This window comes from Streptomyces lancefieldiae (assembly GCF_031845825.1).
GTDB classification, from domain to species: domain Bacteria; phylum Actinomycetota; class Actinomycetes; order Streptomycetales; family Streptomycetaceae; genus Streptomyces; species Streptomyces lancefieldiae.
On record NZ_JAVRFH010000027.1, the window covers coordinates 32,597 to 58,249 of the forward strand.

Genomic DNA, 25,653 nt, shown 5'->3' on the forward strand with positions numbered 1-25,653 from the left:
CCGCCGCCCGCCGAGTGCCGGGTTTTCGTCGCCGCGATCCTGAATCGTCGCAGGTCACTGGCGAATTGGGGGCGATCGGGGCGCCAGAGGGGTCCGCGCGGACGGTGGCCGCGCTTTCTGGTCCAGAATGAAACCGGTCCCCCCACCGAACGCCGGAAGGTGAACGATGAGCCCTGCCGAACAGCCGCCCACTGCCGCGGACGTCCGGCGCCCGACCCTGAACGCGGTGGCCGCCCGCGCCGGCGTCGGCCGCGGCACCGTCTCCCGGGTCATCAACGGTTCACCCAAGGTCAGCGACCGTTCCCGCGCGGCCGTGGAACAGGCGATCGCCGAACTCGGCTACGTCCCCGACCCGGCCGCCCGCTCCCTGGTCACCCGGCGCACCGACTCCGTGGCGCTGGTCGTCCCCGACGCGCAGACCCGGCTGTTCTCCGAGCCGTACTTCTCGGGGATCATCCGGGGAGTGTCGGCGGGGCTGGCGAACACCCGGATGCGGCTGCTGCTGGTCATGGTGCGCGACGAGCAGGAGTACGCGCGGCTCGGCCCGTATCTGTCCGGGCAGCGCGTGGACGGGGTGCTGATGGTCGCGGTCCACAGCGACGACACGCTGCCCGACCAGTTGGAGGCGCTCGCCATCCCGACCGTGCTGGCCGGCCGGCGCGGCGACCGGGAGCCGCTGGGGCACGTCCGCCCGGACAATCGCGGCGGCGCCGGGAGCGCGGTCCGGCATCTGCTGGCGGGCGGGCGCCGAGTCGTCGGCACCATCACCGGGCCGCTGGACATGGAGGCCGCCCGTGAACGGCTCGACGGTTACCGCGAGGCCCTCCGGGAGGCCGGCGTCGCGGTCGCCGAGGAGCTGATCGCGGACGGCGACTTCACCGAGGAGGGCGGACGCGCGGCCATGCGGGAGCTGTTGCGCCGGCGCCCCGACCTGGACGCGGTCTTCGCCGCGTCGGACGTGATGGCCTCCGGTGCCGTGCTGGAGCTGCGTGCCGCGGGGCGGCGGGTGCCGGGCGACGTGGCCGTCGTGGGCTTCGACGACTCCATCGTGGCCCGGCACATCGATCCGCCGCTGACCAGCGTCCGGCAGCCGCTGGAGGAGATGGGCCACACCATGGCGACGCTGTTGCTGGACGAACTGGCCGACCGGGGCTCCGGACACCGCGCGGTGGTACTGCCGACACGGTTGGTGGTACGGGAGTCGACCTGAACGCCGGGCGGCACGGCGGGGCTTGCCCCGGCACGACCCGGACCCGGCGCCGGCCCGGGCCGTCGCGCACGCCGGTCGCGTCAAGGCGCGGCACGCATCGGCACCCGTGCGGGCCGGGCGCGGGCACCACCCGGGCGCGGCGCGGGCGAGGCGCGCATGGACACGCCGGGCGCGGCCTGGCTCGAAGTGGTGCGGGCCGGGCGCGGTTCGACTGCGGCGCCCCGGACTCAGGCGTGGTTCGCGCCCCCGCGCGGTACGGCTCAGGCACCGCAAGAGCCCGGCACCACGCGCACCGGTCGCGGCACCGCTCGGCACCCGTGCGGGCCGGGCGCGGGCACCACTCAGGCGCGGTGCAGCCCCGGCGTCGCAAGGGTCGGCGTGGGCCCGGCGCGGCCTGGTTCGGACGGGTGGGGTTTTGCTGTGGGAGCGCTCCCATGCATAATGAGGCCCCCGACCCGTGGGAGCGATTCCATGCCAGAGCCAAAGCCTGTCTCCTTCCCGCCTGCGTTCCTGTGGGGCGCCGCCACCTCGGCGTACCAGATCGAGGGCGCGGTGCGGGAGGACGGCCGTACCGCCTCGATCTGGGACACCTTCAGCCATACGCCGGGGAAGACGGCCGGCGGAGACACCGGTGACATCGCTGTCGACCACTACCATCGCTACCGCGACGACGTGGCGCTGATGTCGGAACTGGGCCTGGGTGCCTACCGCTTCTCCATCTCCTGGCCCCGGGTGCAGCCGACCGGCCGCGGCCCCGCCGTCCAGCGCGGCCTGGACTTCTACCGCCGCCTGGTGGACGAGCTGCTGGCCGCCGGGATCAAGCCGGCCGTCACCCTCTACCACTGGGACCTGCCGCAGGAGTTGGAGGACGCGGGCGGCTGGCCCGAGCGGGACACGGCGTACCGGTTCGCCGAGTACGCGCAGATCGTCGGCGAGGCGCTCGGCGACCGGGTGGAGCAGTGGATCACGCTCAACGAGCCGTGGTGCAGCGCCTTCCTGGGCTACGGCTCCGGCGTGCACGCCCCCGGCCGCACCGACCCCGCGGCGTCGCTGCGCGCCGCGCACCACCTGAACCTGGCGCACGGCCTGGGCACGGTGGCCCTGCGCTCGGTGATGCCGGCCCGCAACTCGGTGGCGATCAGCCTGAACACCTCCGTCGTCCGGCCGCTGTCGCAGCAGCCGGCGGACCTGGCCGCGGCGCGGAAGATCGACGACCTGTCCGGTGGGATCTTCCACGGCCCGATCCTGCACGGCGCCTACCCGCAGTCCCTGCTGGAGGCGACGGCGTCGGTCACCGACTGGTCGCATCTCCAGGACGGTGACCTGGGGCTGATCCGCCAGCCGCTGGACGCGATCTGCCTCAACTACTACACGCCCACCGTGGTGTCGGCGGTCGACCCGGACTCGCCCGCCCCGCGCGCCGACGGGCACGGCGAGAGCGACCACTCCCCGTGGCCGGCGACGGACGACGTGGCGTTCCACCAGCCGCCGGGCGAGCGCACGGCGATGGGCTGGAGCGTCGACCCGACCGGCCTGCACGAGCTGATCATGCGCTACCACCGGGAGGCCCCGGGCCTGCCGCTGTACATCAGCGAGAACGGCGCCGCCTACGACGACAAGCCCGGCGCGGACGGCACGGTGCACGACCCCGAGCGGGTCGCCTACCTGGACGGCCACCTCAGGGCGGTCCGCCGGGCCATCGCCGACGGCGCGGACGTGCGCGGCTACTACCTGTGGTCCCTGCTGGACAACTTCGAGTGGGCCTACGGCTACGAGAAGCGGTTCGGCGCGGTGTACGTCGACTACGCCTCCCAGGAGCGCACCCCGAAGTCGAGCGCCCTGTGGTACGGGCGAGCGGCCCGCACGGGGACGCTTCCGCCGGTGGAGCAGGCCGGCGAGTAGACCTGTCCCTGCCTCCCGGGGGAACGGGGACGGGGACGGGGGAAGAGGCGCGGGGCGCGGCATCCCGACGGGGGGTTCCGCGCCCCGCCCATGCCTGTCCGGATCACTGCGCCGCGGCGGGGCGGGGCTGCGGTCGGCGGTCTCGGCGTGCGCTCAGGGCAGGGACCGGGACCGACTGGCGGGCGCGCCCGGGCGGGGGTGCCGACGGCGGCGCACCGCTCCCCGGTGCCCGCGCCGCACCGGTGCCGCCCGCCCGTCCAGCTGGATCCAGATCCGGACCTCCGTGCCGCCGAGCACGGAGGAGCCGATGCGTACGTCGCCGCCCGTCGACTCCGCCAGCCGCCGCACGATGTCCAGGCCCAGCCCGGTCGACCCGTCGTTGCCCGAGCCCCGGCCGCGGGCCATCGCCGCCTCGGGGTCGGGTATGCCCGGGCCCGCGTCCGACACGAGCACGATCACCGCGTCCTCGCCGTTGTGCAGGTCGACCGCGAAGGCCGTGCCCTCCGCCGTGTGCCGGAAGACGTTGCCGAGCAGGGCGTCGAGGGCGGCGGCCAGGTCGGCGCGGGCCACCGGTATGCGCACCGGCCGGTCGGCGCCCGCCACCCGCCACTTGCGGCCCTCGTCCTCGGCGAGCGCGGACCAGAACCCCATCCGCTCCCGGACCACCTCGGCCGCGTCGCACCCGGCGCCGGGACCGGCCGCGGCGGTCTGCGGCTTGGCGTCCCGGGCCGTCCGGATGATCGTGTCGACCTCGCGCTCCAGTTGCTCGACGGCGGCCCGGGTCTGCTCGGCGGCCGGCCCGTCGCCGAGCGAGGCCGCGTTGAGCCGCAGCACGGTGAGCGGGGTACGCAGGCGGTGGGACAGGTCGGCGGCCAGCTCCCGCTCGTTGGCCAGGAGTTGGACGACCTGGTCGGCCATGGAGTTGAACGCGACCGCCGCGAGCCGCAGTTCGCTGGGCCCCTCCTCGGGCACCCGTGCACCCAGCTTGCCCTCCCCCAGCTCGTGCGCACCCTCGACCAGGCGCTGCGCGGGCTGCACCATCCGTACGCCCAGCCGGTCGGCGACCGCGACCGAGCCGACGATCAGGGCGGCGCCGACGGCGGCGAGCACCGCCCAGGCCGTGCCGACACCGTTGGTCACCTCGGACTCGGGGACGTACACCTCGACGACGGCGATCTCGCCGGAGCTGAGCGCGACCGGCTGGAGCAGCGTCGAGCCCCCGGCCACCTCGGTGGTGGAGGCGCGCCCCATCTCCCGTACGGCGGCGATGTCCTCGTCGGTGGCGCGCTGCCGGCCGAGGTCGGTCCCGCCGCCCCGGTCGCCGGAAGCCGGTATGTGCACGGCCATCCCGGCGTCCGAGCCGGCGGAGGCGACGACGCGCTCCAACTGGTCCCGGTCGGTGGTGATGGACAGCGCGGGGGCGACGGCGGCGGCCTCCCGCTCGGCGCCCGCGAAGGCGCGGTCCCGGGCCATCTCGCGGATGACGAGGCCGAGGGGCACGGCGAAGGCGACCACGACCATCGCGGTGACCGCCAGCGACACCTTGACCAGGGCCCATCTCATCGCGGTGGCTCCGCTCCGCCGGGCTCGGCGACCGGCGGCTCCAGCTTCACGCCGACACCGCGCAGGGTGTGCAGGTAGCGGGGCCGGGCCGCGGTCTCGCCGAGCTTGCGCCGCAGCCAGGACAGATGGACGTCGATGGTCTGGTCGTCGCCGTAGGACTGCTGCCAGACCTCGGCGAGCAGTTCCTTGCGGGGGACGACGACTCCCGGCCGGCCGGCCAGGAAGGCGAGCAGGTCGAACTCGCGGCGGGTCAGGTCGAGGCGCAGGCCGTCCAGTTCGGCCTGGCGGCGCAACGGGTCGACGGTGAGGCCGCCGACCCGGATGACGGTCGGCGGCGCCGCGCCGACGCCTCCCGTCCGGGCGCGGCGCAGTACGGCCGCCATCCGGGCCGACAGGTGCTCGACGGAGAACGGCTTGGTGAGGTAGTCGTCCGCGCCCGCGTTGAGCAGCCGGACGATCTCCGCCTCGTCGTCCCGGGCGGTGGCGACGATGACCGGGACGTCGGTGATGCCGCGCAGCATCTTCAGCGCCTCGGAGCCGTCCAGGTCGGGCAGGCCGAGGTCGAGGATGACCACGTCGAACCGGAGGTGGGCGACCTCGCGCAGCGCCTCCAGCGCCGTACCGACGCTGCGCACGGTGTGCGCGGCGTCGGTCAGATGCCGGATGAGCGCCGAGCGTACGAACTGGTCGTCCTCGACCACGAGCACACTTGCCATGGGCGGCACCGTACGCCATGCGGCCGAGCCCGGTGCGGGCCTGTGGACAACTCCGCGCCGCCGCAGGTCCGCTGCCGCGCCGTCACAGGTCCGCTGCCGCTCCTGCGCAGGTCCGCCGCCGTTCCGGAGCCGTTCCGGAGCCGTCCGGGCGACACGCGTGCGGTGCGTGCGGCAGGATGGCCGCGATGCGCAGAGGACTCGTACACGTACTCGCCTGGCTGCTCGCCACCGGCGCGGCGGTCACGCTGTCGTGGTGGGGCGTCCACACGGTGATGACGGGCACGGCCTACGACGCCCCCCGCGCGCTGCCCATCACGGCGGCCGACGCGTCCGAGCGGGACTCGCGGGACCCGGACGGGGCGGCGGACGGGGCCGCGGACGGGGCGGGCTCGGAGTCACTGGCGTCGTCCACCAGGCGGCCCTCTCCGTCGGGCAGTCCGTCACCGACGCCGAGCAGGGCCCCTCGCGAGCCGGGTTCCGCCCCGTCGCGGACCGCGCCGTCCACCGCTCCCGCGGCCCCGACGAGCCCCTCCCCCACCACGTCCGGCCAGGTCAGGAGCTACGACACCGACGGCGGCCGCGCGGTGTTCGACCTCGGGGCGTCGTCGGCCTCGCTGGTGTCGGCGACGCCGGGCGCCGGCTGGTCGATGCAGGTGTGGAAGACGGAGACGTGGATCCGGGTGCAGTTCACCTCGGGCGCGGACCGTGTGTCGGTGTTCTGCACCTGGCACGACGGGCCGCCGAGGGTGGAGATCGGGAGCTACTGAGTCACTGGAAGACGGAGGCCGGCGGCGCGGGCGAGTCCACCGCCGCCGCGTCCGTCACGGGTATCGCGCCGCCGGTGAAGTCGGTCAGCGCGCGGCCGTGCTCCACGCGCGCGGGGTGGGGGTCGGAGGCGGCACGGCGGGTGAGTTCGGCGACCGGCAGTGGATGGTCGCAGGCGACGAGGATCGCGTTGCCGAAGCGCTTGCCGCGCAGCACGGCCGGGTCGGCCATGAGGGCGAGTTCCCCGAAGCGGGCGGCGGCGGTGGCGATCTGGCCGCGCAGATGGGCGAGCGGCGGGCCGTCGGCGAGGTTGGCGGCGTAGACCCCGCCGGGCGCGAGCGCGCGCCGGACCTCGTCGAGGAACTCGGTGGACGTCAGATGGGCCGGGGTGCGGGCCCCGCTGAACACGTCCGCGACGATCAACTGGGCCCAGCCGTCGGGCACCTTGGCCAGTCCGGCGCGGGCGTCGACGGAGCGCACCCGGATCCGCGCGCCGGGATCCAGGGGCAGCTCGCGCCGGACCAGTTGGACGAGGCGGGCGTCCCGCTCGACGACCTGCTGGGTGGAGCGGGGCCGGGTGGCGGCGACGTAGCGGGCGAGCGTGAGGGCGCCGCCGCCGAGGTGCACGGCCTGGACGGGCTTGCCCGGCGGGGCGGCCAGGTCGATGACGTGTCCGAGGCGGCGCTGGTACTCGAAGGACAGGTACGCCGGGTCGTCGAGGTCGACGTGCGACTGCGGGGCGCCGTCGATCGACAGGGTCCAGGCCCGCGCCCGCTCCCGGTCGGGGATCAGCTCGGCGAGCCCGCCGTCCACGTCCTCGACGACGGCTTCGACGGCAGCGCGCCCGCGGCGGGCGTTCCTGGACTTTCCCATCCGGCCATTATCGGCGCACCGGGACGACGCCGTACCGGTGCGCCGCCCGGTGGCTCAGCGGCAGCTGTCCGCGGCCTCGATCAGCCGGGCCGCCTCACCCAGTGCGGCCCGCAGCACGGCGGGGTCGGTCGCCGGGTCCGCCTCACCGGGCGGCAGCAGCCAGTCCGAGCCCCGCACCGGAGGCTCGGGGACCGGGGCGAGCCTCAGTCCCCGGCCGTCCGTCTCCGTGCAGGTGCTTCCCGGCACGTCCCATGCGGCGGCCGTGCCCGGGGGGACGACGAAGCCCAGGGTGCCGCAGCCGTCGTCGTGCATCACGGGGCCCACCGCCTCCTTGTCCCCCCGCCTGAGGATGTCGACCGCCTCCAGACCCTGCCGGGTCGGCACGGTGACGACGTCACAGGCGTCACAAGCGTCACACGCGGGATCGCTGATCCCTCTGGTCTCCATTCCGGCCTCCACCACGGAACTCCTCCTTGGACGAGCGGGTCGGGAGTCGGGGGCCTCCCGGTCCACGGGGTTCAACGCGTCGGACTGTCAACGGCTACGGCACAAGACAGCCGCAAAGGATGGCACTTCATGGCAGATCGTGGAGGAGATATCCGGTTTGTAGCCAAACACCGCGTGGCGACTCCGTCACAGCCGGTACGTTCTTGCTCGCCGGAAGCAGGGGCGACAGCGGGAATCCGTGTGGAGGGGAAACCTCAAACGTCACTCTGAGTAACCCCTGAGTCATCCTTGTTCCGGCATGGTTCGACGGTTCGCACGAGAGGACCCGGCCATGGCGTCGTCACCAGTGACCTCCGCCCAGCCCGACCGGCCCCCGCGGCCGAACCTCGCGTTCCGGCGACTGCGCGGACAGCGCTCGCCGGCCGAGTTCGCGGCGGCTGTCCGCCGGGCCGCGCGCGAGATCGGCGAGCGGGTCAGCTGTGACGCGCGCTACGTCGGCCGGGTCGAGGCGGGCGAGATCCGCTGCCCCAACTACGCGTACGAACGGGTGTTCCTGCATATGTTCCCCGGCCGCACGCTCACCGACCTGGGGTTCGCGCCCCGCTCGTCGGTACGCGGACGCCGGCCGGGCCCGGCCGAGGGCGCGATCCCCGCGCACCCCGACCGGCCGCCGTGCGTCACGGGTGACACCTGCGGGGCCGGCGAACCGCATGACACGCAGGACCCGCAGAACCCGTACGACACGCACGACAACAACGAGGAGAGCGACGTGCTGCGTCGCGCATTCATGACGAGCGGTGCCACCGTGGCCGCCGCCTCACTGGGCCCCCTGGGGCTCGCCCTCGACGCCGCGGCGGCACCCCGCCCCGTGCGCCGGGCCGGGGCGGGCGACGCGAGCGCCCTCGAAGAAGCCGTCCGCCGCATCCGGCTGCTCGACGACCGGCACGGCGCCGACGGCCTCTACCGGCGCGCGGCGGCCCCGCTGCGCGCCGCGTACGCGCTCCTGGACGCCGGCGCGACCCGGCAGACGACGGCGGACCGGCTGTACTCGGGCGCCGGTGAGCTGGCGATCTCCGTGGGCTGGCTGGCGCACGACTCCGGGCGCTTCGACGACGCGCGCTCCCACTACGCGGAGGCTCTCGCCACCGCCCGGATGACCGACGACCCGGGCGTGGAGGCGCACGCCTTCTGCAACATGGCGTTCCTGGCCCGCGACGCCGGCCGCCCGCGCGAGGCGGTACGGGCGGCCCAGGCCGCGCGGCGCGCCGCCCGCCCGCTGGGCTCGGCCCGGCTGATGTCCCTGATCGCGCTGCGGGAGGCGGGCGGCTGGGCCGGGCTCGCCGATCGCGTCGCCTGCGAACAGGCGTTGGCCCGCGCACAGGCCTTCTTCGGGCGGGGCCTCGCGGACGCCGATCCCGAGTGGATGAGTTTCTACGGCGAGGCCGAGCTGGAGGGACTGGAGGCCCAGTGCTGGTCCACCCTCGGAGACTGGCCCCGGGCGGCCCGGCACGCACGGCGGGCGGCCGAGCTGCAGGACCCGCACTTCACCCGGAACCTCGCGCTGTACTCGGCGGAACTGGCGGACGACCTGGCCCGCGGGGGACGGCCCGACGAGGCCGCGGGAGCGGGCCTGCGGGTCCTGGACCTGCTCGGCGAGGTCCAGTCGTCCCGCGTCCAGACGATGCTGTCGGGCACGGCACGGGTACTGCTGCCGCACCGGCGGGCGTCGGGGGTGTCGACGTTCCTCGACCGCCACGCCGCGCTGCCGCGACCGACGTGACATCCCTCACGGCGGCCGCGACGACCGTGGCCGGGCATCGGTGCCGGCGGGGTGCGATCGCCCCACATCGGGCCAACGGGGTGCGACGGCCCCGCGTCGGTGCCGACGGGGAGCGACGGCCCGCGTCGGCGCCCGCAGGGAGCGACGGCCCGCGTCGGCGCCCGCAGGGAGCGACGGCCCGCGTCGGCGCCCGCAGGGAGCGACGGCCCGCATCGGCGCCCGCAGGGAGCGACGGCCCGCATCGGCGCCGGCGGGGAGCGACGGCCCGCATCGGCGCCCGCAGGGAGCGACGGCCCGCATCGGCGCCGGCGGGGTGTGATGAGGTGGCCCGGCGTTGCGGGGTGCCTCCCCGGCCGTTCGGCCAGGCCGTTCAGGCACTGGGGAAGGCACGGCTGACCGCGGCCCGGGCGGCCGTGGTCAGCCGGCCAGGTGCCCCAAGTCGTTCCAGCTCTCGAGCGCCGGCTCCCCGTACGCCCAGCCCAGCACCGACAGCGACGTCGGATTCAGCCGTATCCGCGCGGCGAAGTCCAGCGGCAATCCCAGCCACCGCGCCCCGATCGACCGCAGGATGTGCCCGTGGGCGAAGACCAGGACGTCGCGGTCCGCCTCGCGCGCCCACGCGACGACCTCGTCCGCGCGCGCGGTGACGTCCGCCAGGCTCTCTCCCCGAGGGACCCCGTCCCGCCAGATCAGCCAGCCGGGCCGGACGGCGTGGATCTCGTCCGGCGTCATGCCCTCGTACGCCCCGTAGTCCCACTCCATCAGCGCGTCCCAGGTGCGGGCGCGCTCGCCGAACCCGGCGAGTTCACACGTCTCCCGCGCGCGGGAGAGCGGGCTGGTGCGGACCTCGACGCCGGGCAGGCCCTCCAGCGGCGCCCGGTGCAGCCGCTCTCCGAGCAGCTTGGCACCGCGCCGGCCCTCCTCCAGGAGTGGCACATCCGTCCGGCCGGTGTGCTTGCCGGACAGTGACCACTCGGTCTGTCCGTGCCGGGCCAGCAGGATGCGCGGTGCCATGAAGGGGGCCTTCCCGGGAGAAATGTCGGAGGGGACCCCTCCATCATCGCGCACGCGCGGCACGGGCAACCCGGGGGGCGATGCCGGCGTCTATCAGGGCCGAGGGCACTCCGCGAAGCGGACCCAGGGAGGCCGTAGAGTGGCACGCCCGTGCCCGTGGTGGCACGCGCGAGAACGAAGGGGGAGGGCGATCGGATTGCCGCACACCGAGACACCGGGCACCGAGGCGGCCCCGCAGACTCGGCTGCGCTGGTGGACCGAGCTGCCGCTCATCGTCCTCGTGTACGCCTGCTACTCCGCCGGCCGCCTCCTCGTCCGGGGCGACGTCTCCGACGCCGTCGACCACGGCCTGGCGATCCTGCGCATCGAGAAGGTGCTCTTCCTCAACGCGGAGCACCCGCTCAACCGCCTCTTCACCCGGGAACCCTGGATCGGCATACCGGCCGACTTCTGGTACGCGTCGCTGCACTACGTGGTCACCCCCGCGGTCCTGGTCTGGATCTTCCGCTCGCGCGCCGTGCGCTACCGCGCCGCCCGCACCTGGCTGATGACGTCCACGTTCATCGGCCTCATCGGCTTCACGCTCCTGCCGACCTGCCCGCCCCGGCTGCTGGACGCGAGCCACGGCTTCGTGGACACGATGGCCCAGTACAGCTCGTACGGCTGGTGGGGCGGCGAGGCGAGCGCCCCGCGCGGCCTGGGCGGGATGACCAACCAGTACGCGGCCATGCCGAGCCTGCACGTGGGCTGGGCGCTGTGGTGCGGGGTGATGCTGTGGCGTTACGGCGGCACGCGCACGGCGAAGGCGGCCGGCGTCGTCTACCCGCTGGTGACCACCATCGTGGTGATGGGCACCGCCAACCACTACTTCCTCGACGCGGTCGCGGGCGCGGCCGTGATGGGCGCGGGGCTGCTGCTGACGCCGTTCGTGCTGCGGGGCGCCGACCGGGTGCGGACCCGGTTCGCGACCCGTTTCTCGCCGGCCGCAGAGGTCCCGGGCGACGCTGGTTCCCCGATTGTCAGTGGTGGATGCCAGACTTCCGCGGGTGAGCGATTTCCACGGCAGCGCGAGCAGCGGGTCGGATCAGGAGCCGAACCGGACCGCGTCCCCTCGGACGCGGGGGACGAGACTCCGGCACCGACTCGCTGAGCTGCGCGGTCCCGACGTACCGGCCAAGGCGCTGGACGCGCGCGCCCTGGCCGCGCTGGCCGCCAACCCGGGGTGCCGGCGCCGAGCGATCCTCGACGGCGCCGGGGTGGACAAGGGCTCGCTCGCCGACGCACTGGGCTCGCCGTCGGTCTTCGGGCAGTCGCAGTTCGCGTTCGTGCGGGGCAATGCCTTCGAGGCGCGGGTCAAGGCGGACGGCGGCGCCGAGCTGCTGCGGCTGGTGCGCGAGAAGCTGGACCGGGGCGCCGAGCCGCCCGCCGGAGCGCACGTGCCCGACCTGTCCGCCACCGGCCCCGAGGGCCGCGCGGCACGGACGGCGCTGGCCCTGCGCGAGGCCACCGGCACGCCCGGTGCCTGGACGCTGCTCGACCACCCGATGCTCGCCCTCGACGTCGCCGGCTCCCCCGCCTTCCTGGAGCCGGACGCCGTGGTGGTGCATCCGGACGGCAGCTGGACGGTCGTCGAGATCAAGTCCTTCCCCATGCTGGACGGCGCCGCCGACCCGGCGAAGGTCGGCGCCGCCGCACGGCAGGCCGCGGTGTACGTGCTGGCGCTGGAGCGGGTCGCGGCCCGGCTGGATCCCGCCCCGCAGGTGCGCCACCGCGTCCTCCTCGTCTGCCCCAAGGACTTCTCCAACCTGCCCACCGCGTCCGCCGTCGACGTGCGCAAGCAGCGTGCCGTGACCGACCGCCAGCTCGCCCGCCTGACCCGTCTCGAGGACATCGCCGACGCGCTCCCCGAGGGCGTCTGCTTCTCCCCCGAGCTGCCGGCCGAGGAGCTGACGGCCGCGGTCGAGGCGGTCCCGGCGGCCTACGCGCCCGAGTGCCTGTCCGCCTGCGAGCTGGCCTTCCATTGCCGTGCCCGGTCCCGCGAGACCGGCGCGGTGACCGCGCTGGGCCGCCCGGTGCGCGCGGAGCTCGGCGGGCTGTCCACGGTGGACGACGTGCTGGCGGCGGCCCGCGGAGAGGCCGGCGACCCGGACGACCCGGCCGTGGCGGCGTTGCGCAGGGCGGCGGAGCTGCGGGCGGAGGCCCTCGCGACGGCCGGTGCCGGGACGAACGGGGTGGCCGGGTGTCACTGATCACCACGCTGGCCCGGCTGGAGGCGGTGCGCACCGGTCGCGCCCAGCCCGCCGCCACCGTCCGGCACCGCCACCTGTCCGACCGTCCGCTGGTCTTCGTACCGCTGATCACCGCCGGTGAGGCGGGCGCCCCGCTCGGCGCGCTGGTCGGCACCGACCGGGACGCGCCGCACCTGCTGGTCGTGCCGCAGCCCCGCGACCGCGACCTCCGCTTCGCGTTCCTGGCCGAGCTGGCCGGCATCGTGCTGCCGCACGTCGAGGCGTGCGCCGACAGCGTCGAGGCCGCCGAGCGCACCGAGACGGACCCGGAGACGGGCAAGCGGGTCAAGGTCGAGGTCGACCTGTGCGCGGACGCCGCGCAGCTGATCGTGCCGAGCCGCGCGGGCATCGACTTCGTACGGCTGCTGGGCCGGTCCATGCGGTTCCGGCGTACGGCGGAGCAGGACCCGGAGACGCCGCACCCCGCGCCGCCGAGGGTGCCGCTGCTCGGCCGGTGGCTGACCCACTACGGCGAGCGGGCGAGGGTGCCCGGCTCCTCCCTGCTCCTCGCCATGACCGACCTGCTGGGCCGGCACTGGGCGACCGGGCAGTCCACGCTGGAGGACCAGCACCTGGGGTCGCTGCTGGCCTGGATCGCCCCGGGCGGCAAGGGGCTGACCGGCGCGGAGGCCGCACGGCGGGCCGAACTCGCGCGTGACGCCGACGGCCAGTTGCTGTGCCCGCCCGCCGGCCCGGCGACCGACCCGGCCTTCGACAACAGGCTGCTCGCCCCCGCCATCGAGCGCTACGACCGTGCCCGTACCGCGCTGGCCGCCGCCGAGGACGGTCTGGAGGCCGACGACCGGCTCGGCGCGCTCACCGCCGCCGAGCGGGAGATCCGCGCCCTGGTCGAGAGCCGTACGCGGCCCACCTGGGACTCGGTGTGGCGGGGCCTGGACCTGCTGCGGGAGCTGCCCGCCGGGGCGCATGTCGAGGAGCGGTGGACCCGCGACCGCTGGTCGTTCACCTCGCACCGCGACCGCGTCCTGGCCGGTGAGCCCCCGCAGCCGCGCCGCGACGACGCGGTGACGGCGGCCAACAAGCTCGCCACGCGTGAGCGCGAGCAGGCCCGGCTGGAGGCCCAGGAGGCGCTGGACGATCCGCTGGTGATGGCCGGGCGGCGGCTGGCCGGGGAGGCGTTCGCCGGGGAGGTCACCGACGTGGTGATGGCGTACAGCGAGAGCAAGCGGCCCAGCCCTCGCCCGCTGGTCACGGTCCGCACGGACGACCGGCCGCACCTGGGCGAGCGGGTCAAGGTGTACCGGTCGCTGGGCGGCAAGCCGCAGGCGGCGGAGTACGTCGGGCAGGAGGACGAGGGCGTCCTCGTGCTGCGCATCGTCGACAAGATGGGCCGCGGCAAGGAGCCCGAGGCCGGGTCGGTGCCCGAGAAGGGCGACCGGGTCTGCTTCACCCTCTTCGAGCACGAGCAGCGGGGCGGCGCGAAGCTGCCCGACCCGGAGCAGACCCCGTGGACGCACGGCGGCCCGCCCGGCGAGACGGCCGCCGTACCGGAGGCGGCCGACGCCCAGACGGAGGAGGACCTCCTGTGACCGCCGAGGCCACCACCGCCCCCGCCGCCCCGGCCTTCGACCCGGGCGCCGAGGCCGCCCGCGCCACCGCGGCGATCCTCCACGACACCCTGCACGGCGCCGAGCGCGGTGTCGTCGTCGACTCCCCGCCCGGCGCCGGCAAGTCCACGCTGGTGGTGCGGGCGGCGCTGGAGCTGGCCGAGGCCGGTCGGCCCCTGATGGTCGTGGCGCAGACCAACGCCCAGGTGGACGACCTGGTCCTGCGCCTCGCCGAGAAGAACCCGGAGCTGCCGGTGGGCCGCCTGCACAGCAGTGACGCCGACCCGTACGACAGGGCGCTCGACGAGCTGGCGAACGTACGCAAGTCGGCGAAGGCCGCCGATCTCGCCGGGCAGGCGGTGGTCCTGTCGACCGCCGCGAAGTGGGCGCACGTCACGGTGGACGAGCCGTGGCGGCACGCGATCGTCGACGAGGCGTACCAGATGCGCTCGGACGCGCTGCTGGCGGTCGCCGGACTCTTCGAGCGGGCGCTGTTCGTGGGCGACCCGGGTCAGCTGGACCCGTTCGCGACGGTGGGCAGCGAGCAGTGGGCGGGCCTGTCGTACGACCCGTCCGGGTCCGCCGTCACCACCCTCCTCGCCCACAACCCCGCTCTCCCCCAGCACCGGTTGCCGGTGTCCTGGCGCCTGCCCGCGTCGGCGGCCCGCCTGGTCTCCGACGCCTTCTACCCGTACACGCCGTTCCGCAGTGGTACGGATCACGGCGACCGGAGCCTGTCCTTCGCGGCGGCGTCGGACGGCTCGGGCCCCGACCGGGTGATCGACGAGGCCGCCCGCTCGGGCTGGGGCCTGCTGGAGCTGCCCGCACGGCACACCCCGCGCACCGACCCGGAGGCGGTGCGGGCGGTGGCGTCGGTGGTCCGGCGGCTCCTCGACCGGGAGGGTGCGGCCGTGTCCGAACGCTCACCCGACCCCGTCCCCCTGACCGCCGGCCGCATCGCCGTCGGCACCGCGCACCGGGACCAGGCGGCGGCGGTGCGCGCGGCCCTCGCCGACCTGGGGGTGACCGACGTGACGGTCGACACGGCGAACCGCCTCCAGGGCCGCGAGTACGACGTCACGGTCGTCCTGCACCCCCTCTCCGGCCGCCCCGACGCCACCGCCTTCCACCTGGAGACCGGCCGCCTGTGCGTCCTGGCCTCCCGGCACCGGCACGCGTGCATCGTCGTCTGCCGGGAGGGAGTGGGCGAGCTCCTCGACGACTACCCGTCGACGGAGCCGGTCCAGCTGGGAACGCTGGTGAAGTTCCCGGACGGCTGGGAGGCCAACCATGCGGTCCTCGCCCACCTCGCGGAGCACCGGGTGGCCTGGCGCCCCTGACCACCCACCCGGCACCCGCCCGGCAGGCGATCCGCACACCACCCCCCACCCGCCGGACGGAGTCCGGCACGCCGCCGGAGGCGGCCAATGGTCACAGCCCCCGACGGCTGGGAGGCCAACCACGCGCTCCTCGCCCACCTCGCGGAGCACCGGGTGACCTGGCGCCCCTGACCACCCGCCCGGCAGGCCCGGCCCGGGGGTCACAAGGCGATCAGTCCGGCCGCCGTCTCCCTGAAGCCGCAGGCGTCGAAGTAGAACGGGCGCAGGTGTGCTTCGAAGTCGACGTGCAGCCACTCACAGCCCGCACCGCGGCTCCCCTCGGCCGCCGCCCCGACGAGCGCGGCTCCCACTCCCTGCGAACGGTTGCGCCGGGCCACGACCGTGTCCAGCAGGAAGGCGTGGACTCCGCCGTCCCAGGCGACGTTGACGAAGCCGACCAGGCGTCCGTCCTCCCGGGCACAGACCCAGCCGAGGCTGTGGCGACGCAGCCGGGCCGTCCAGTCCGTCTGCTCGACCGGGTGGCCGAACGCCTCCGCGTGCAGCTCGTCGAGAGCGGCGTTGTCGACGTCGCCCCGCCACTCGTACGTGATCGCCGTGGCCGGACCCACCGGCTCAGTCCGCCTCGCCCGTGGCGAAGCTCACCCGGTCGGTGGTGACCGTCGCCGCGCGGCGGCCGGGGGCGTTCTGCCCGTGCCAGTAGAGGTTGGTGTGCGCGATGACCTGCTCGGGCGGCGGCGCGCCGTGCTCGGTGAGGTCCTGCGTCGTGTGCGCGTCGCCGACCAGCGTCACGTCGTACCCGCGGACGAAGGCGCCGTGCAGGGTCGAGCGGACGCACATGTCGCTCTGGGCGCCCGTCACCACGAGCCGGCCCACCCCGCGCTCGGCGAGCACCGCCTCCAGTGTGGTGCCCTCGAACGAGTCGCGGTAGGACTTGTGGACGAGTGGCTCCGCCTCCCGGCGGACCAGCTCGGGCACGTACTGCCAGGGCTCGGTGCCCCGTTCCAACTCGTCGTCGGAGTGCTGCACCCAGACCACGGGCACGCCCTCGGCACGGGCCTTGCCGACGAGGGTGTCGATGTTCGCGATCACGCCGTCGCGGTCGGGGGCGCCCGCCACCACGTCGTTCTGGACGTCGATGACGAGCAACGCGGTGTGGGGCCGATCGGGCAGGGTCGTCAAGACAGGCTCTCTTCCTCGTCACGGACATGACGACATCGATGGTGCCCTCACCGTAGGCGAACCCACTGACATTGAGCCCTCCAGGCTCCTCCAGGCTCCTCCAGGCCCCTCCAGGCTGTCGGCACCCCCCACGGGGGAATAACCGGAGGCTCCCTCCTGTTACGTCGCCCAGCGAACGTCACACGACACAGGAGGCACCCCACCATGGCCGCAGACGCCGCAGAGGAGATCCGGGGCACCGCCCACGGCACCGCTCCCGTCCCCCTCTCCGTGCTGGACCTGGTGACCGTCGGCGCCGGCCGCAGCGCCACCGACGCCCTGCGGACCAGCGTGGACATCGCGCGCCTCGCCGAGGCCCGCGGCTTCCACCGGTACTGGGTCGCCGAGCACCACTCCATGCCCGGCGTCGCCTCCTCCTCGCCCGCGGTGATCCTGGCCCACCTGGCCGCCCACACCGACCGCATCCGGCTCGGCTCGGGCGGCGTCATGCTGCCGAACCACGCGCCGCTCGTGATCGCGGAGCAGTTCGGCACGCTGGAGGCCATGGCCCCCGGACGCGTCGACCTCGGCCTCGGCCGGGCGCCCGGCACCGACGGGGCCACCGCCGCCGCGCTGCGCCGCACCGACCGGCTGAACGAGGGCGCCGACGACTTCCCGCAGCAGCTCGCCGAGCTGATCCGGTTCCTGGACGACGACTTCCCGGACGGGCACCCGTACGCCCGTATCCACGCCGTGCCGGGCCCCGTGCAGGCGACCTCCCCCGGTGGCGTGCAGTCGGCGCACCGGCCGCCGGTCTGGCTGCTCGGTTCCTCCGGTTTCAGCGCCCGGCTGGCCGGCACGCTCGGCCTGCCCTTCGCCTTCGCGCACCACTTCTCGGCGCAGAACACCGTCCCGGCGCTCGACCTGTACCGGGAGTCCTTCCGGCCGTCCGCCGTCCTGGACGCCCCGTACGCCCTCATCGGCGTCTCCGCGCTCGCGACCGACGACGAGAAGGAGGCCCGTCGGCAGGTGCTGGCCGCCGCGCTGAACATGGTCCGGCTGCGCACGGGCCGCCCCGGGCTCGTGCCGACGCCCGAGGAGGCGGAGGCGTACGACTTCAGCCCGATGGAGCGGGAGTTCGTGGACTCCTGGAACTCCAACGTCATCCACGGGACCGCCGACGAGGTCCGCACCGGCCTCGACGACCTCCAGAAGCGCACCGGCGCCGACGAGCTGATGCTCACCGCCAACGCCCACGGCGGCGACGTACGCCTGCGCTCCTACGAGCTGATCGCCGACGCCTACGGCTTGCCGACCCCGGCCTGAACCCCGGCCGCCCCGGGCCCGGCGGAGCCCAGGAGCGCGGAGATACGATCCGGCGCCACCGGTCGGGAGTACAGCCAGCCCTGACCGGTGTCGCAGCCGATGCGGCGCAGACGGGTCGCCTGGTCGGAGGTCTCCACGCACTCGGCGGTGACGGTGAGGCCGAGGCGGTGGGCGAGCTGGACCATCGCCTCGACGATGACCTCGTCGGCCGGGTTCGCCGAGGACGCGTCGGAAGCGTCGGCGGACGCGGCCGTCCCGGCGTCCCGGACCCCGTCGTACTGGAAGCCCCGTACGAAGGCGCCGTCCAGCTTCAGGACCGAGACCGGCAGCCGGCTCAGGTAGGCGAGGTTCGAGTAGCCGGTGCCGAAGTCGTCGATGGCGATGTGGACGCCCATGTCGCTGAGCGCCTTGAGGGCCTGGAGCGGACGGCCCGCCGAGCCCATCACCGCCGACTCCGTCAGTTCCAGCTGGAGCAGGTGCGGGGCCAGGCCCGTCTCCTCCAGGGTCGCCGCCACGTCGGCCACCAGGTCCGAGTCCCAGACCTGGCGGACCGCCACGTTGACGCTGACGAAGATCGGCGGGTCGTCCGGGTGGGCGAGCTGCCAGCGGCGGGCCTGGTGGCAGGCGGTGCGCAGGATCCAGCGGCCGAGCGGGACGATCGAACCGTCCTCCTCCGCCAGTGCGATGAACCGATTCGGCGACAGTACGCCGAACTGAGGGTGGTTCCAGCGGATGAGCGCCTCGACGCCCCGCACCCGGCCGTCCTCCATGCTCACCAGCGGCTGGTACTCCAGGGCGAACTCGCCGCGCTCGATGGCCGGACGGAGCGTGGCGGCGAGGGCCTGGCGGGTCATGCGGTTCGCGTTGCGCTCGGGGTCGAAGAGCGTCCAGCGGGCCCGGCCGTCGGCCTTGGCCCAGTACAGGGTGGTGTCGGCGGCCTGCATCAGGGCGGTGGCGGTGGTGCCCGCGGTGTGGCGTTCGACGACACCGACCGACGCGGTCACCGAGAGACGGCGGTCGCAGAGCTCGAAGGGTGCCTGGAGGGCCGTCAGCACCGACTCGGCCAGGTCGGCGAGCTGGTCGGTGCCCGTGGAGTCCTCCACCAGGAGGGCGAACTCGTCGCCGCCGAGCCGGGCCACCAGCGGGGCGCCGGAGCGGGCGTGGGCGGCCTCCTCCGCGCAGCGGGTGAGACGTTCCGCCACGGCGGCCAGCAGGCGGTCGCCGACACGGTGGCCCAGGGTGTCGTTGACGGCCTTGAAACCGTCCAGGTCCAGGTAGCACAGGCCGATGCGGCCGGTGCCGCCGTGCTCGTACGACTCCGCCTCCAGCGCGCCCGTCAGGCGTTCGAAGAACAGGGCGCGGTTGGGCAGGCGGGTCACCGGATCGTGCATCTGGAGGTGCCGCAGCCGCGCCTGGAGCTCGCGCCGGGCGCTGATGTCGGCGACCGACAGCAGCAGTCCCGGCGTGTCCCCGGAGTCGGCCAGGGACTCGATCGTCACCTGCGCCCACAGGGAGCGCCCGTCGGCCCCCTTCAGGCGCCGGGTGCAGCGCAGCCGGGGCCGGTCGCCCCGCAGCACCTCGCGGTAGGCGTGCCAGGTGCCGGTGTCCGAGGCAAGGTCGACGAGGTCGGCCGCCGTGCTGCCGGCCAGCGCGGCCGGGTCGGTGCCGAGCAGGGCGCCCAGCGTGTCGTTGGCGCTGACGACCAGGCCCTCGGCGTCGACGACGGCCATGGCGAGGGGAGCGGCCGTGAACACCGAACGGTAGGTCGGGGGCTCCGTACACGGCGTACGAGGAGCCAGGCCGCCGTCACTCGTCGTGACGGCCGATCGGTCGAGGCCTGCCACGGGCGCCGGCCCTTCGGAGGTTCCGTTCACCGCTCGCTCCCGCAGTGCCTCGTGCTCTGTACGTGCTCTGTTCGTGCAGGAAAGTGTGCCGATCATAGAGGCTGGCAGGAGGCCCTTCCAGCCGCCGTCCCGTCTTCGGGGGCGGGTGATCTCTCCGGCGGATCGTTTCTGATCACACCTGGACGGGTTCTTCAGCGCTCCGACCAGTTGTGACGTTCCGTGAACGACTCGGGGGTGTCGGCCCGGAGGTCTCCGGCGAAACTCCGGGCGACTCACCCATCCGGTGCAGGCGAACAGGGCGCAGTACGACAAACATGCACAAGCTGGGTGCGGCGTTCCGTCAACCGCACCCGGAGGTCCCCGTGCCGCGCCAGCTCCCCCTGAGGCGACTTCCCCGGGAGGCACTCAAGGGGCTCGGCGCGGGACGCCGGGCGGTGGGGGCGGCCCGGCCCCGGCTGCGCAGTACGGCGGCGGTGTGCACCACCATGTCGGCGCTCGCCGCGACCTCCCTGGTCACCGCCCCCTCGGTCGCCGAGCCCTTCTCCCCGGAGCCCTGCGCCCTCCAGCGCACCGAGGTGCACCACTCCGAGGGCCTGGACACCTGGAACGCCGCCTATCCCCGGCCGGTCCGCGCGCTGGACGCGGTGATGATCTTCCTGTCCTTCCCCGACTCCCAGCCGCTGACCGGGCCGGCCGACATCGCCGCCGACCACTTCCCGGCCACCACCCGCTTCTTCGAGCGCGCCTCCTACGGCAGGTTCACGATCCGCCCGCACCAGGTGCGCGACTGGATCCGCATGCCGCGGCCGTCGACGGCGTACGACATACAGCGGGACTGGAGCCCCGGGCGCCGGGCCGCCTTCCTGCGCGACGCGCTCGCCGCCGCCGACCGGCACGTCGACTTCTCCCGCCACGACATCGTCTACTTCGTCGCCGATCCGGACGCGCCCGGCGTGGACTCCGACGCCACGAAGGTCGTCAACCTGGACACCCCGATGCGGGCCGACGGCACCGACATCCGGCGGATCGTCACGGTCTTCGAGAACCATCCGCCGGACCGCCTGGTCCTGGCCCACGAGACCGGGCACGTCTTCGACCTGCCCGACCTGTACCACCGGCCGGTGAACGGCAAGGGCGACTGGGACACCCATGTCGGCGACTGGGACCTCATGGGCAGCCAGTTCGGTCTGGCCCCGGACCTGCTCGGCTGGCACAAGTGGAAGCTGGGCTGGCTGGAGCCCCGGCAGGTGGCGTGCGTACGGGGCAGCGGGCCGACACGGCTGACGCTGGAGCCGCTGGGGGCGGGTCCGGGGGTGGTGGTGACGGGCGCCGCCGGGGCGCCGTCCTTCGGCCTCGGGCACGGCACGAAACTGGCGGTGGTGCGCACCGGCGCGGACAGCGTGCTCGCCTTCGAGGCGCGGGGGCCGGTCGGCAACGACGCCGGCGCCTGCCGGGCGGGGGTGCTGGTGTACCGGGTGCGCAGCGGGGCGGCGTCCGGGGGCGGGCCCGTCGAGGTGATCGACGCCCATCCGGACACCGAGGCCTGCTGGGAGGACTCGGTCTACCCGCCGCTCGCCGACGCCCCGGTGGGCCTCGGCGAGAGCTTCACGGTGCCGGGCGACGGCGTGCGGGTGGAAGTGGAGGGGCGGACGGTGTCGGGGGCGTGGACGGTGCAGGTCACACCGGGGTGAGCGAAGCCCCCCGAGGGCGGGAACAACGATGGCGAGGTCGCTTCGCGTTTCCGCGAACCGCCTCGCCATCGGCAACGTGCGCCGCCAGGGACTCGAACCCCGGACCCGCTGATTAAGAGTCAGCTGCTCTAACCAACTGAGCTAGCGGCGCCTGCTGACGTCGTAGACCTTAGCACCCTGGTCGGCGGAGGGAAAAATCGAAATACGGACGGCGGCACGGGCCGCCCGTACCGCGGCCCAGAGCAGGATCTCCGGACCCGGCAGCCACGGCCGACGGGTGTCCGGGGCCACCAGCCAGCGGGAGCCGGAACCGGCGGGCGCGCCCACGGGGGCCGGCACGGTCACCGCGTCCCCGGCGCCGTGGCACAGCAGCGGCGGCACCGCGCCCGTACGGCCGCCGGCGCGGCCGCGCGCGCCCCATTCCTCCCACTCCAGCAACGACGGCAGCCGCTGGGCCGTGCCCGGCGCGGCGAACAGCAGCATGCGGCCCCGGAACTCCGCCACCGGACCCGACCCCGGCCCCTCGTCCCACATCCGGTCCAGCATCCGGCGTCCGAAGACCGCGGGCGCGCTCACCACGTCGAAGGCGGAGCCGCAGGGCAGGACGGCCGGGGCCTCGGGCCGCTCCTGCCAGAACGCGAGCGTGCCGCGCGGGTGGGTGGCCGCCGAGGCGAGCCAGGCGGCGCCGTCCGAGGTGACGTCCGAGACGTCGAGGGTGTCGTCGAGGATGGCGTCGAGGGTTCCGTCGAGTGGGGCGTTGCATGCGCTGCTCATGCCGCACAGGTCTACCCGCCGTGAGGAGTCGACTCCGCTGGGTTGCGGGAAACCGGGACAGGTGCGGGGGGAGGGGAGTATCTTGCCCAGCCGCCTGGCATATGCGTGCGGGTTACTCGGTCTGCCCGGCGGCCGGCCCGGCGCGTCACAGGGGTTCGGCGTGCCCCCGGGCGCCGCTCTCACCGCCGCGCATCAGGTCCCGCCCGAACTCCACCATCTTCTTGGCGTAGTCCTCGGTCCACTCGGCCCGCTCGGCGATGTCCGCGGCCGTCAGCCGGTCGAACCGCCGCGGATCGGCGAGCTGTGCCGCCGCCATCGCCTGGAACTCCATCGCCCGGTCCGCCGCCGCCCGGAACGCCTGTGTCAGTTCGGTCGCCCGGTCCAGCAGCGCCCGGGGGTCGTCCATCGAGTCGAGGTCGAAGAAGTGCTCCGGATCGGCGGCCGCCTCCGCCGGCTCGAAGAGCAGGGGCGCGGGGCGTAGCCGCGGCTGGTTGCGACGCGGCGCGGGCTCCGCCATGTCTTCTCCTCCTCGTGCGTCACGAACGGCCACCGGTGGGGTGGGCCACCGTCCATTGTCCCGCGCCCGCGCAAGAGGCCCCGACCCAGACGTTCGTTCCCCCGGTCAACCGGCGGCCGACCGGCGGCCGACCGTGATCCTGCGCCCCCCGGGCCTCACACCTGGACCACCGGTTCCCGTGTGAACAGCGCCCCCAGCTCCGGCGCGTTCACCCGCCGGTCGGCCAGCCTGAGGCCCTCCCAGACGGTGACCTGGTTCGCGGTGAGGACCGGTTTGCCGAGCTCCTTCTCCAGGACCGGGATGTGGGCCGCCGTGTGCAGGGCCGTGTCCGGGAGGAGGACCGCCTGCGCGTCCGGGTGGTCGGCGGAGCGGGCCAGGGCCAGGACCTCGGTCTCGGTCCAGGTGGCGACCTCCGCCGCCGTGACGATGCCGGAGCCGGCGATGCCGACCGTCTCGATGCCGGCGGCGCTCAGGAAGTCCGCGAAGAGCCGGGCCACGTCCTCCGGGTAGGTCGCGCCGATCGCCACCCGCCGTGCGCCGATCTCCCGTGCCGCGTGCACGAAGGCGAAGGAGGTGGAGGAGGCGGGGAGGCCCGCCGTCCGGGCCAGGCCCCGCACCTGTTCCTGGGCGCCCTCCCAGCCGTGCACGAAGCCGCCGCTGGTGCAGGCCCACACCACGGCGTCCGCGCCGGCGAGCCGCAGTTGCGCCGTGCCCGCCTCGAGCCGCCGCGGCGAGCCCATCTCCCGCAGCGCGTCCACCCGGTGCGCGTCCTCACCGATGTCCGTGTGCACCAGGTCCACCCGGATGTCGCTGCCCAGGAGCTGCTCGATGCGTGGATAGTCGTCCTCGCCGGAGTGGCCCGGGTACAGGAATCCCAGCGCTGTCATGTCCACCCTTCCTGCTGCGGTTCGTTGCCGGGAACGTCCGAAGTTTCCGGCAGTACGGGGCCGGCCGTACCCGGCACCGCCGGGCCGGTGCGCGCCGACGGATCGGTCAGCGCCTGGTACCGCCCCACGGCACGGGTACCCAGTCGGCGCAGCGCAGCCCACATCGTCACTTGGTTGGCCGAGATCACCGGGAGCCGCAGCTCGGCCTCCAGTTGCGGGATGACGTCGTAGGTGGGCAGGTTGGTGCAGGAGATGAACAGGGCGTCGGCCGCCCCCGGGCGCGGTACCGCGTGCCGCGCCATGGCGGCCAGGTCGCGGTAGGGGACCTTCCAGATGTGCCGGGTCAGCCCCATGAAGGCACGGCCGGAGACGGTGACGCCGGCCTCGGCGACGTACTCCTCCAGCGCCCGGGTCACCGACACGGTGTACGGCGTCACCAGCGCGACGCGGCGGGCGCCCAACTCGGCCAGCGCGTCCAGCAGCGCGCCGGAGGTGGTCACGGACGGGACCGTGCCCGCCCAGGTCATCGCCTCGCACATGGCGCGCTCACCGGCGACGCCGCCGACGAAGCTGCCCGAGGCGCAGGCGTAGGCGACGACCTCGGGGGCGACGGCGGTCAGGGTGCGCACCGCCTCGCCGAGCGTCTCGTGCTCGCTGACCAGCCGGGCGAGGTCCAGACTGACCTCGACGGGCACGTACGGGGTCCGCGTCATGTGCAGCGAGACCTCGTCGGGCACCCATCGCCACAGCTCGCGGTCGAGGGCGAAGTCGAACGGGGCGACCACGCCGACCCCGCGTTGCGGAGCCGGACCGCCGAGAAAGGAGACGTCCATGGCACGCACCGACCTCACGCTGGGAGAGGGGAGCACAACGCACCGTATGTACGGCCGTGTTGACGAGGGTGTGTTCCGGTGCGAACGTGGTCGTTCCGCCCGCACCCCCACCAGGTCAGCAGCCGGTCAACTCCCCCGTCAACCCCGAACCGTGCCCGCGCGCATCCTCCCGGAGACAGGCCGCCGATGACCACGCCCACGCTCCTCGTCCTGGACGCCGAGCCGCTCCCCCGCCTGGGCCGGCTGACCGGCCGGGCTCGGATCGAGCACGCCGACGAGACGACCCTCGCCGCACGGCTGCCGCACGCCGACGTCCTGCTGGTGTGGGACTTCACCTCGCACGCGGTGCGCCGGGCGTGGCCCGGTGGCGGCCCGCGCCCGCGCTGGGTGCACACGGCGAGCGCGGGGGTGGACCATCTGATGTGTCCGGAGCTGACCGAGTCGGACACGGTGGTGACCAACGCGCGCGGCGTCTTCGACCAGCCCGTCGCCGAATACGTCGCCGCGCTCGTCCTGGCGATGGCCAAGGACCTGCCGACGACGCTGCGGTTGCAGGGCGAGCGGACCTGGCGGCACCGTGAGTCGCTGCGGGTGGCCGGAACGCGTGCCTGTGTGGTCGGCTCCGGGCCGATCGGGCGGGCGGTCGCGCGGACGCTCAAGGCGCTCGGCATCACGACCGCGCTGGTCGGCCGCACCCCTCGCACCGGCGTCCACGGGCCGGCGGACCTGGACCGGCTGCTGGCCCGCGCCGACTGGGTGGTCGCGGCGGCGCCGCTCACCGACGACACGCGCGGCATGTTCGACGCCCGGCGGTTCGGGGTGATGCAGCCCTCCGCCCGGTTCGTGAACGTCGGGCGCGGGCAGCTGGTCGTCGAGGACGACCTCGCCGAGGCGCTGGCCAGGCGCTGGATCGCGGGTGCCGCCCTGGACGTCCTCCGTCACGAGCCCCTGGCGCCCGACAGCCCGTTGTGGCGGGTCCCGGACCTGATCATCTCACCGCACATGAGCGGGGACACGATCGGCTGGCGGGACGAACTCGGCCGTCAGTTCGTGGAGTTGTTCGAGAGCTGGGCGGTGGGAGGGCCGCTGGCGAACGTGGTCGACAAGAGGCGCGGATACGTGCCCGGACACTGACGTCCCAGGAAGCGGGAGGGTGC

The 25,653-nt window shown here is 74.5% G+C and carries 23 protein-coding genes and 1 tRNA gene; 11 read left to right on the forward strand and 13 right to left on the reverse strand.

Going from position 1 to position 25,653, the window contains the following annotated elements:
• The first annotated feature begins 166 nt into the window (after positions 1–166).
• Together RM812_RS24330 and RM812_RS24335 are read left to right on the forward strand one after the other, a co-directional pair.
• Complete coding sequence (locus tag RM812_RS24330) at positions 167–1,210, forward strand: LacI family DNA-binding transcriptional regulator (RefSeq protein WP_311575494.1); 1,044 nt, start codon at positions 167–169, stop codon at positions 1,208–1,210.
• A 471-nt stretch (positions 1,211–1,681) separates the two neighbouring features.
• On the forward strand, positions 1,682–3,112 hold the full coding sequence (locus tag RM812_RS24335) for a GH1 family beta-glucosidase (RefSeq protein WP_311575496.1): 1,431 nt from the start codon (positions 1,682–1,684) through the stop codon (positions 3,110–3,112).
• 153 nt (positions 3,113–3,265) lie between these two features.
• On the opposite strand, the gene RM812_RS24340 is transcribed toward RM812_RS24335, so the two are convergent.
• The gene (locus tag RM812_RS24340) at positions 3,266–4,675 is read right to left on the reverse strand and encodes a sensor histidine kinase (protein WP_311575499.1); all 1,410 of its coding nucleotides are present in this window, start codon (positions 4,673–4,675) and stop codon (positions 3,266–3,268) included.
• On the reverse strand, positions 4,672–5,391 hold the full coding sequence (locus tag RM812_RS24345) for a response regulator transcription factor (protein ID WP_311575502.1): 720 nt from the start codon (positions 5,389–5,391) through the stop codon (positions 4,672–4,674). The genes RM812_RS24340 and RM812_RS24345 overlap by 4 nt, the downstream gene beginning before the upstream one ends.
• Before the next feature lie 185 nt (positions 5,392–5,576).
• On the opposite strand from RM812_RS24345, the gene RM812_RS24350 reads away from it, so the two are divergent.
• A complete protein-coding gene (locus RM812_RS24350) occupies positions 5,577–6,158 on the forward strand; it encodes a hypothetical protein (RefSeq protein WP_311575504.1) in 582 nt (193 codons plus the stop codon).
• A 1-nt stretch (position 6,159) separates the two neighbouring features.
• Here the strand turns inward: RM812_RS24350 and RM812_RS24355 are convergent, their stop codons facing one another.
• Together RM812_RS24355 and RM812_RS24360 are read right to left on the reverse strand one after the other, a co-directional pair.
• The gene (locus RM812_RS24355) at positions 6,160–7,029 is read right to left on the reverse strand and encodes a spermidine synthase (RefSeq protein ID WP_311575507.1); all 870 of its coding nucleotides are present in this window, start codon (positions 7,027–7,029) and stop codon (positions 6,160–6,162) included.
• A gap of 54 nt (positions 7,030–7,083) precedes the next feature.
• The gene (locus RM812_RS24360) at positions 7,084–7,491 is read right to left on the reverse strand and encodes a hypothetical protein (RefSeq protein WP_394816508.1); all 408 of its coding nucleotides are present in this window, start codon (positions 7,489–7,491) and stop codon (positions 7,084–7,086) included.
• Positions 7,492–7,807: 316 nt separating this feature from the next.
• On the opposite strand from RM812_RS24360, the gene RM812_RS24365 reads away from it, so the two are divergent.
• Positions 7,808–9,256 carry a hypothetical protein gene (locus RM812_RS24365; RefSeq protein WP_311575512.1) on the forward strand — a complete coding sequence of 483 codons (1,449 nt, stop codon included), beginning with the start codon at positions 7,808–7,810 and terminating at the stop codon, positions 9,254–9,256.
• Positions 9,257–9,673: 417 nt separating this feature from the next.
• Here the strand turns inward: RM812_RS24365 and RM812_RS24370 are convergent, their stop codons facing one another.
• Positions 9,674–10,270, reverse strand: a complete 597-nt coding sequence (locus RM812_RS24370) for a histidine phosphatase family protein (RefSeq protein ID WP_311575515.1) — start codon at positions 10,268–10,270, stop codon at positions 9,674–9,676.
• A 196-nt stretch (positions 10,271–10,466) separates the two neighbouring features.
• Here RM812_RS24370 and RM812_RS24375 point away from each other — a divergent pair, with 196 nt between their 5' ends.
• Genes RM812_RS24375 through RM812_RS24390 form a run of 4 tightly spaced genes read left to right on the forward strand, consistent with a single transcriptional unit; the run spans position 10,467 to position 15,466 of the window.
• Positions 10,467–11,420 (forward strand): phosphatase PAP2 family protein, encoded by a 954-nt coding sequence (locus tag RM812_RS24375; RefSeq protein WP_311575517.1) that lies wholly within the window; start codon positions 10,467–10,469, stop codon positions 11,418–11,420.
• 1 nt (position 11,421) lies between these two features.
• Entirely contained in the window at positions 11,422–12,519 is a 1,098-nt protein-coding gene (locus RM812_RS24380; RefSeq protein WP_311575665.1) for a hypothetical protein, read from the forward strand.
• Positions 12,510–14,108: a hypothetical protein gene (locus RM812_RS24385; protein ID WP_311575520.1), complete on the forward strand. Its 1,599-nt coding sequence runs from the start codon at positions 12,510–12,512 to the stop codon at positions 14,106–14,108. The genes RM812_RS24380 and RM812_RS24385 overlap by 10 nt, the downstream gene beginning before the upstream one ends.
• Positions 14,105–15,466 carry an AAA domain-containing protein gene (locus RM812_RS24390; RefSeq protein WP_311575522.1) on the forward strand — a complete coding sequence of 454 codons (1,362 nt, stop codon included), beginning with the start codon at positions 14,105–14,107 and terminating at the stop codon, positions 15,464–15,466. The genes RM812_RS24385 and RM812_RS24390 overlap by 4 nt, the downstream gene beginning before the upstream one ends.
• A gap of 200 nt (positions 15,467–15,666) precedes the next feature.
• Here the strand turns inward: RM812_RS24390 and RM812_RS24395 are convergent, their stop codons facing one another.
• Entirely contained in the window at positions 15,667–16,074 is a 408-nt protein-coding gene (locus RM812_RS24395) for a GNAT family N-acetyltransferase (protein WP_311575525.1), read from the reverse strand.
• A 4-nt stretch (positions 16,075–16,078) separates the two neighbouring features.
• Positions 16,079–16,645 carry a cysteine hydrolase family protein gene (locus RM812_RS24400; RefSeq protein WP_311575527.1) on the reverse strand — a complete coding sequence of 189 codons (567 nt, stop codon included), beginning with the start codon at positions 16,643–16,645 and terminating at the stop codon, positions 16,079–16,081.
• A gap of 204 nt (positions 16,646–16,849) precedes the next feature.
• On the opposite strand from RM812_RS24400, the gene RM812_RS24405 reads away from it, so the two are divergent.
• On the forward strand, positions 16,850–17,950 hold the full coding sequence (locus tag RM812_RS24405; RefSeq protein WP_311575530.1) for an LLM class flavin-dependent oxidoreductase: 1,101 nt from the start codon (positions 16,850–16,852) through the stop codon (positions 17,948–17,950).
• Here the strand turns inward: RM812_RS24405 and RM812_RS24410 are convergent.
• A complete protein-coding gene (locus RM812_RS24410; RefSeq protein ID WP_311575532.1) occupies positions 17,926–19,824 on the reverse strand; it encodes a putative bifunctional diguanylate cyclase/phosphodiesterase in 1,899 nt (632 codons plus the stop codon). The genes RM812_RS24405 and RM812_RS24410 overlap by 25 nt on opposite strands.
• A gap of 284 nt (positions 19,825–20,108) precedes the next feature.
• On the opposite strand from RM812_RS24410, the gene RM812_RS24415 reads away from it, so the two are divergent.
• On the forward strand, positions 20,109–21,485 hold the full coding sequence (locus RM812_RS24415; RefSeq protein ID WP_311575535.1) for a M6 family metalloprotease domain-containing protein: 1,377 nt from the start codon (positions 20,109–20,111) through the stop codon (positions 21,483–21,485).
• Positions 21,486–21,562: 77 nt separating this feature from the next.
• Here RM812_RS24415 and RM812_RS24420 read toward each other — a convergent pair.
• From RM812_RS24420 to RM812_RS24440, 5 genes are all read right to left on the reverse strand, one after another.
• Positions 21,563–21,636 (reverse strand) — tRNA-Lys (locus tag RM812_RS24420).
• Positions 21,627–22,259 carry a bifunctional DNA primase/polymerase gene (locus RM812_RS24425; RefSeq protein WP_311575537.1) on the reverse strand — a complete coding sequence of 211 codons (633 nt, stop codon included), beginning with the start codon at positions 22,257–22,259 and terminating at the stop codon, positions 21,627–21,629. The genes RM812_RS24420 and RM812_RS24425 overlap by 10 nt, the downstream gene beginning before the upstream one ends.
• Before the next feature lie 145 nt (positions 22,260–22,404).
• On the reverse strand, positions 22,405–22,776 hold the full coding sequence (locus tag RM812_RS24430; RefSeq protein WP_311575540.1) for a hypothetical protein: 372 nt from the start codon (positions 22,774–22,776) through the stop codon (positions 22,405–22,407).
• Between the two features lie 155 nt (positions 22,777–22,931).
• Complete coding sequence (locus RM812_RS24435) at positions 22,932–23,663, reverse strand: maleate cis-trans isomerase family protein (RefSeq protein ID WP_311575543.1); 732 nt, start codon at positions 23,661–23,663, stop codon at positions 22,932–22,934.
• Positions 23,660–24,496 (reverse strand): maleate cis-trans isomerase family protein, encoded by an 837-nt coding sequence (locus RM812_RS24440; protein ID WP_311575546.1) that lies wholly within the window; start codon positions 24,494–24,496, stop codon positions 23,660–23,662. The genes RM812_RS24435 and RM812_RS24440 overlap by 4 nt, the downstream gene beginning before the upstream one ends.
• A 186-nt stretch (positions 24,497–24,682) precedes the next feature.
• Between RM812_RS24440 and RM812_RS24445 the strand changes: the two genes are divergently transcribed.
• Positions 24,683–25,630: a D-2-hydroxyacid dehydrogenase gene (locus RM812_RS24445; RefSeq protein WP_311575548.1), complete on the forward strand. Its 948-nt coding sequence runs from the start codon at positions 24,683–24,685 to the stop codon at positions 25,628–25,630.
• The last annotated feature ends 23 nt before the right edge of the window (positions 25,631–25,653 follow it).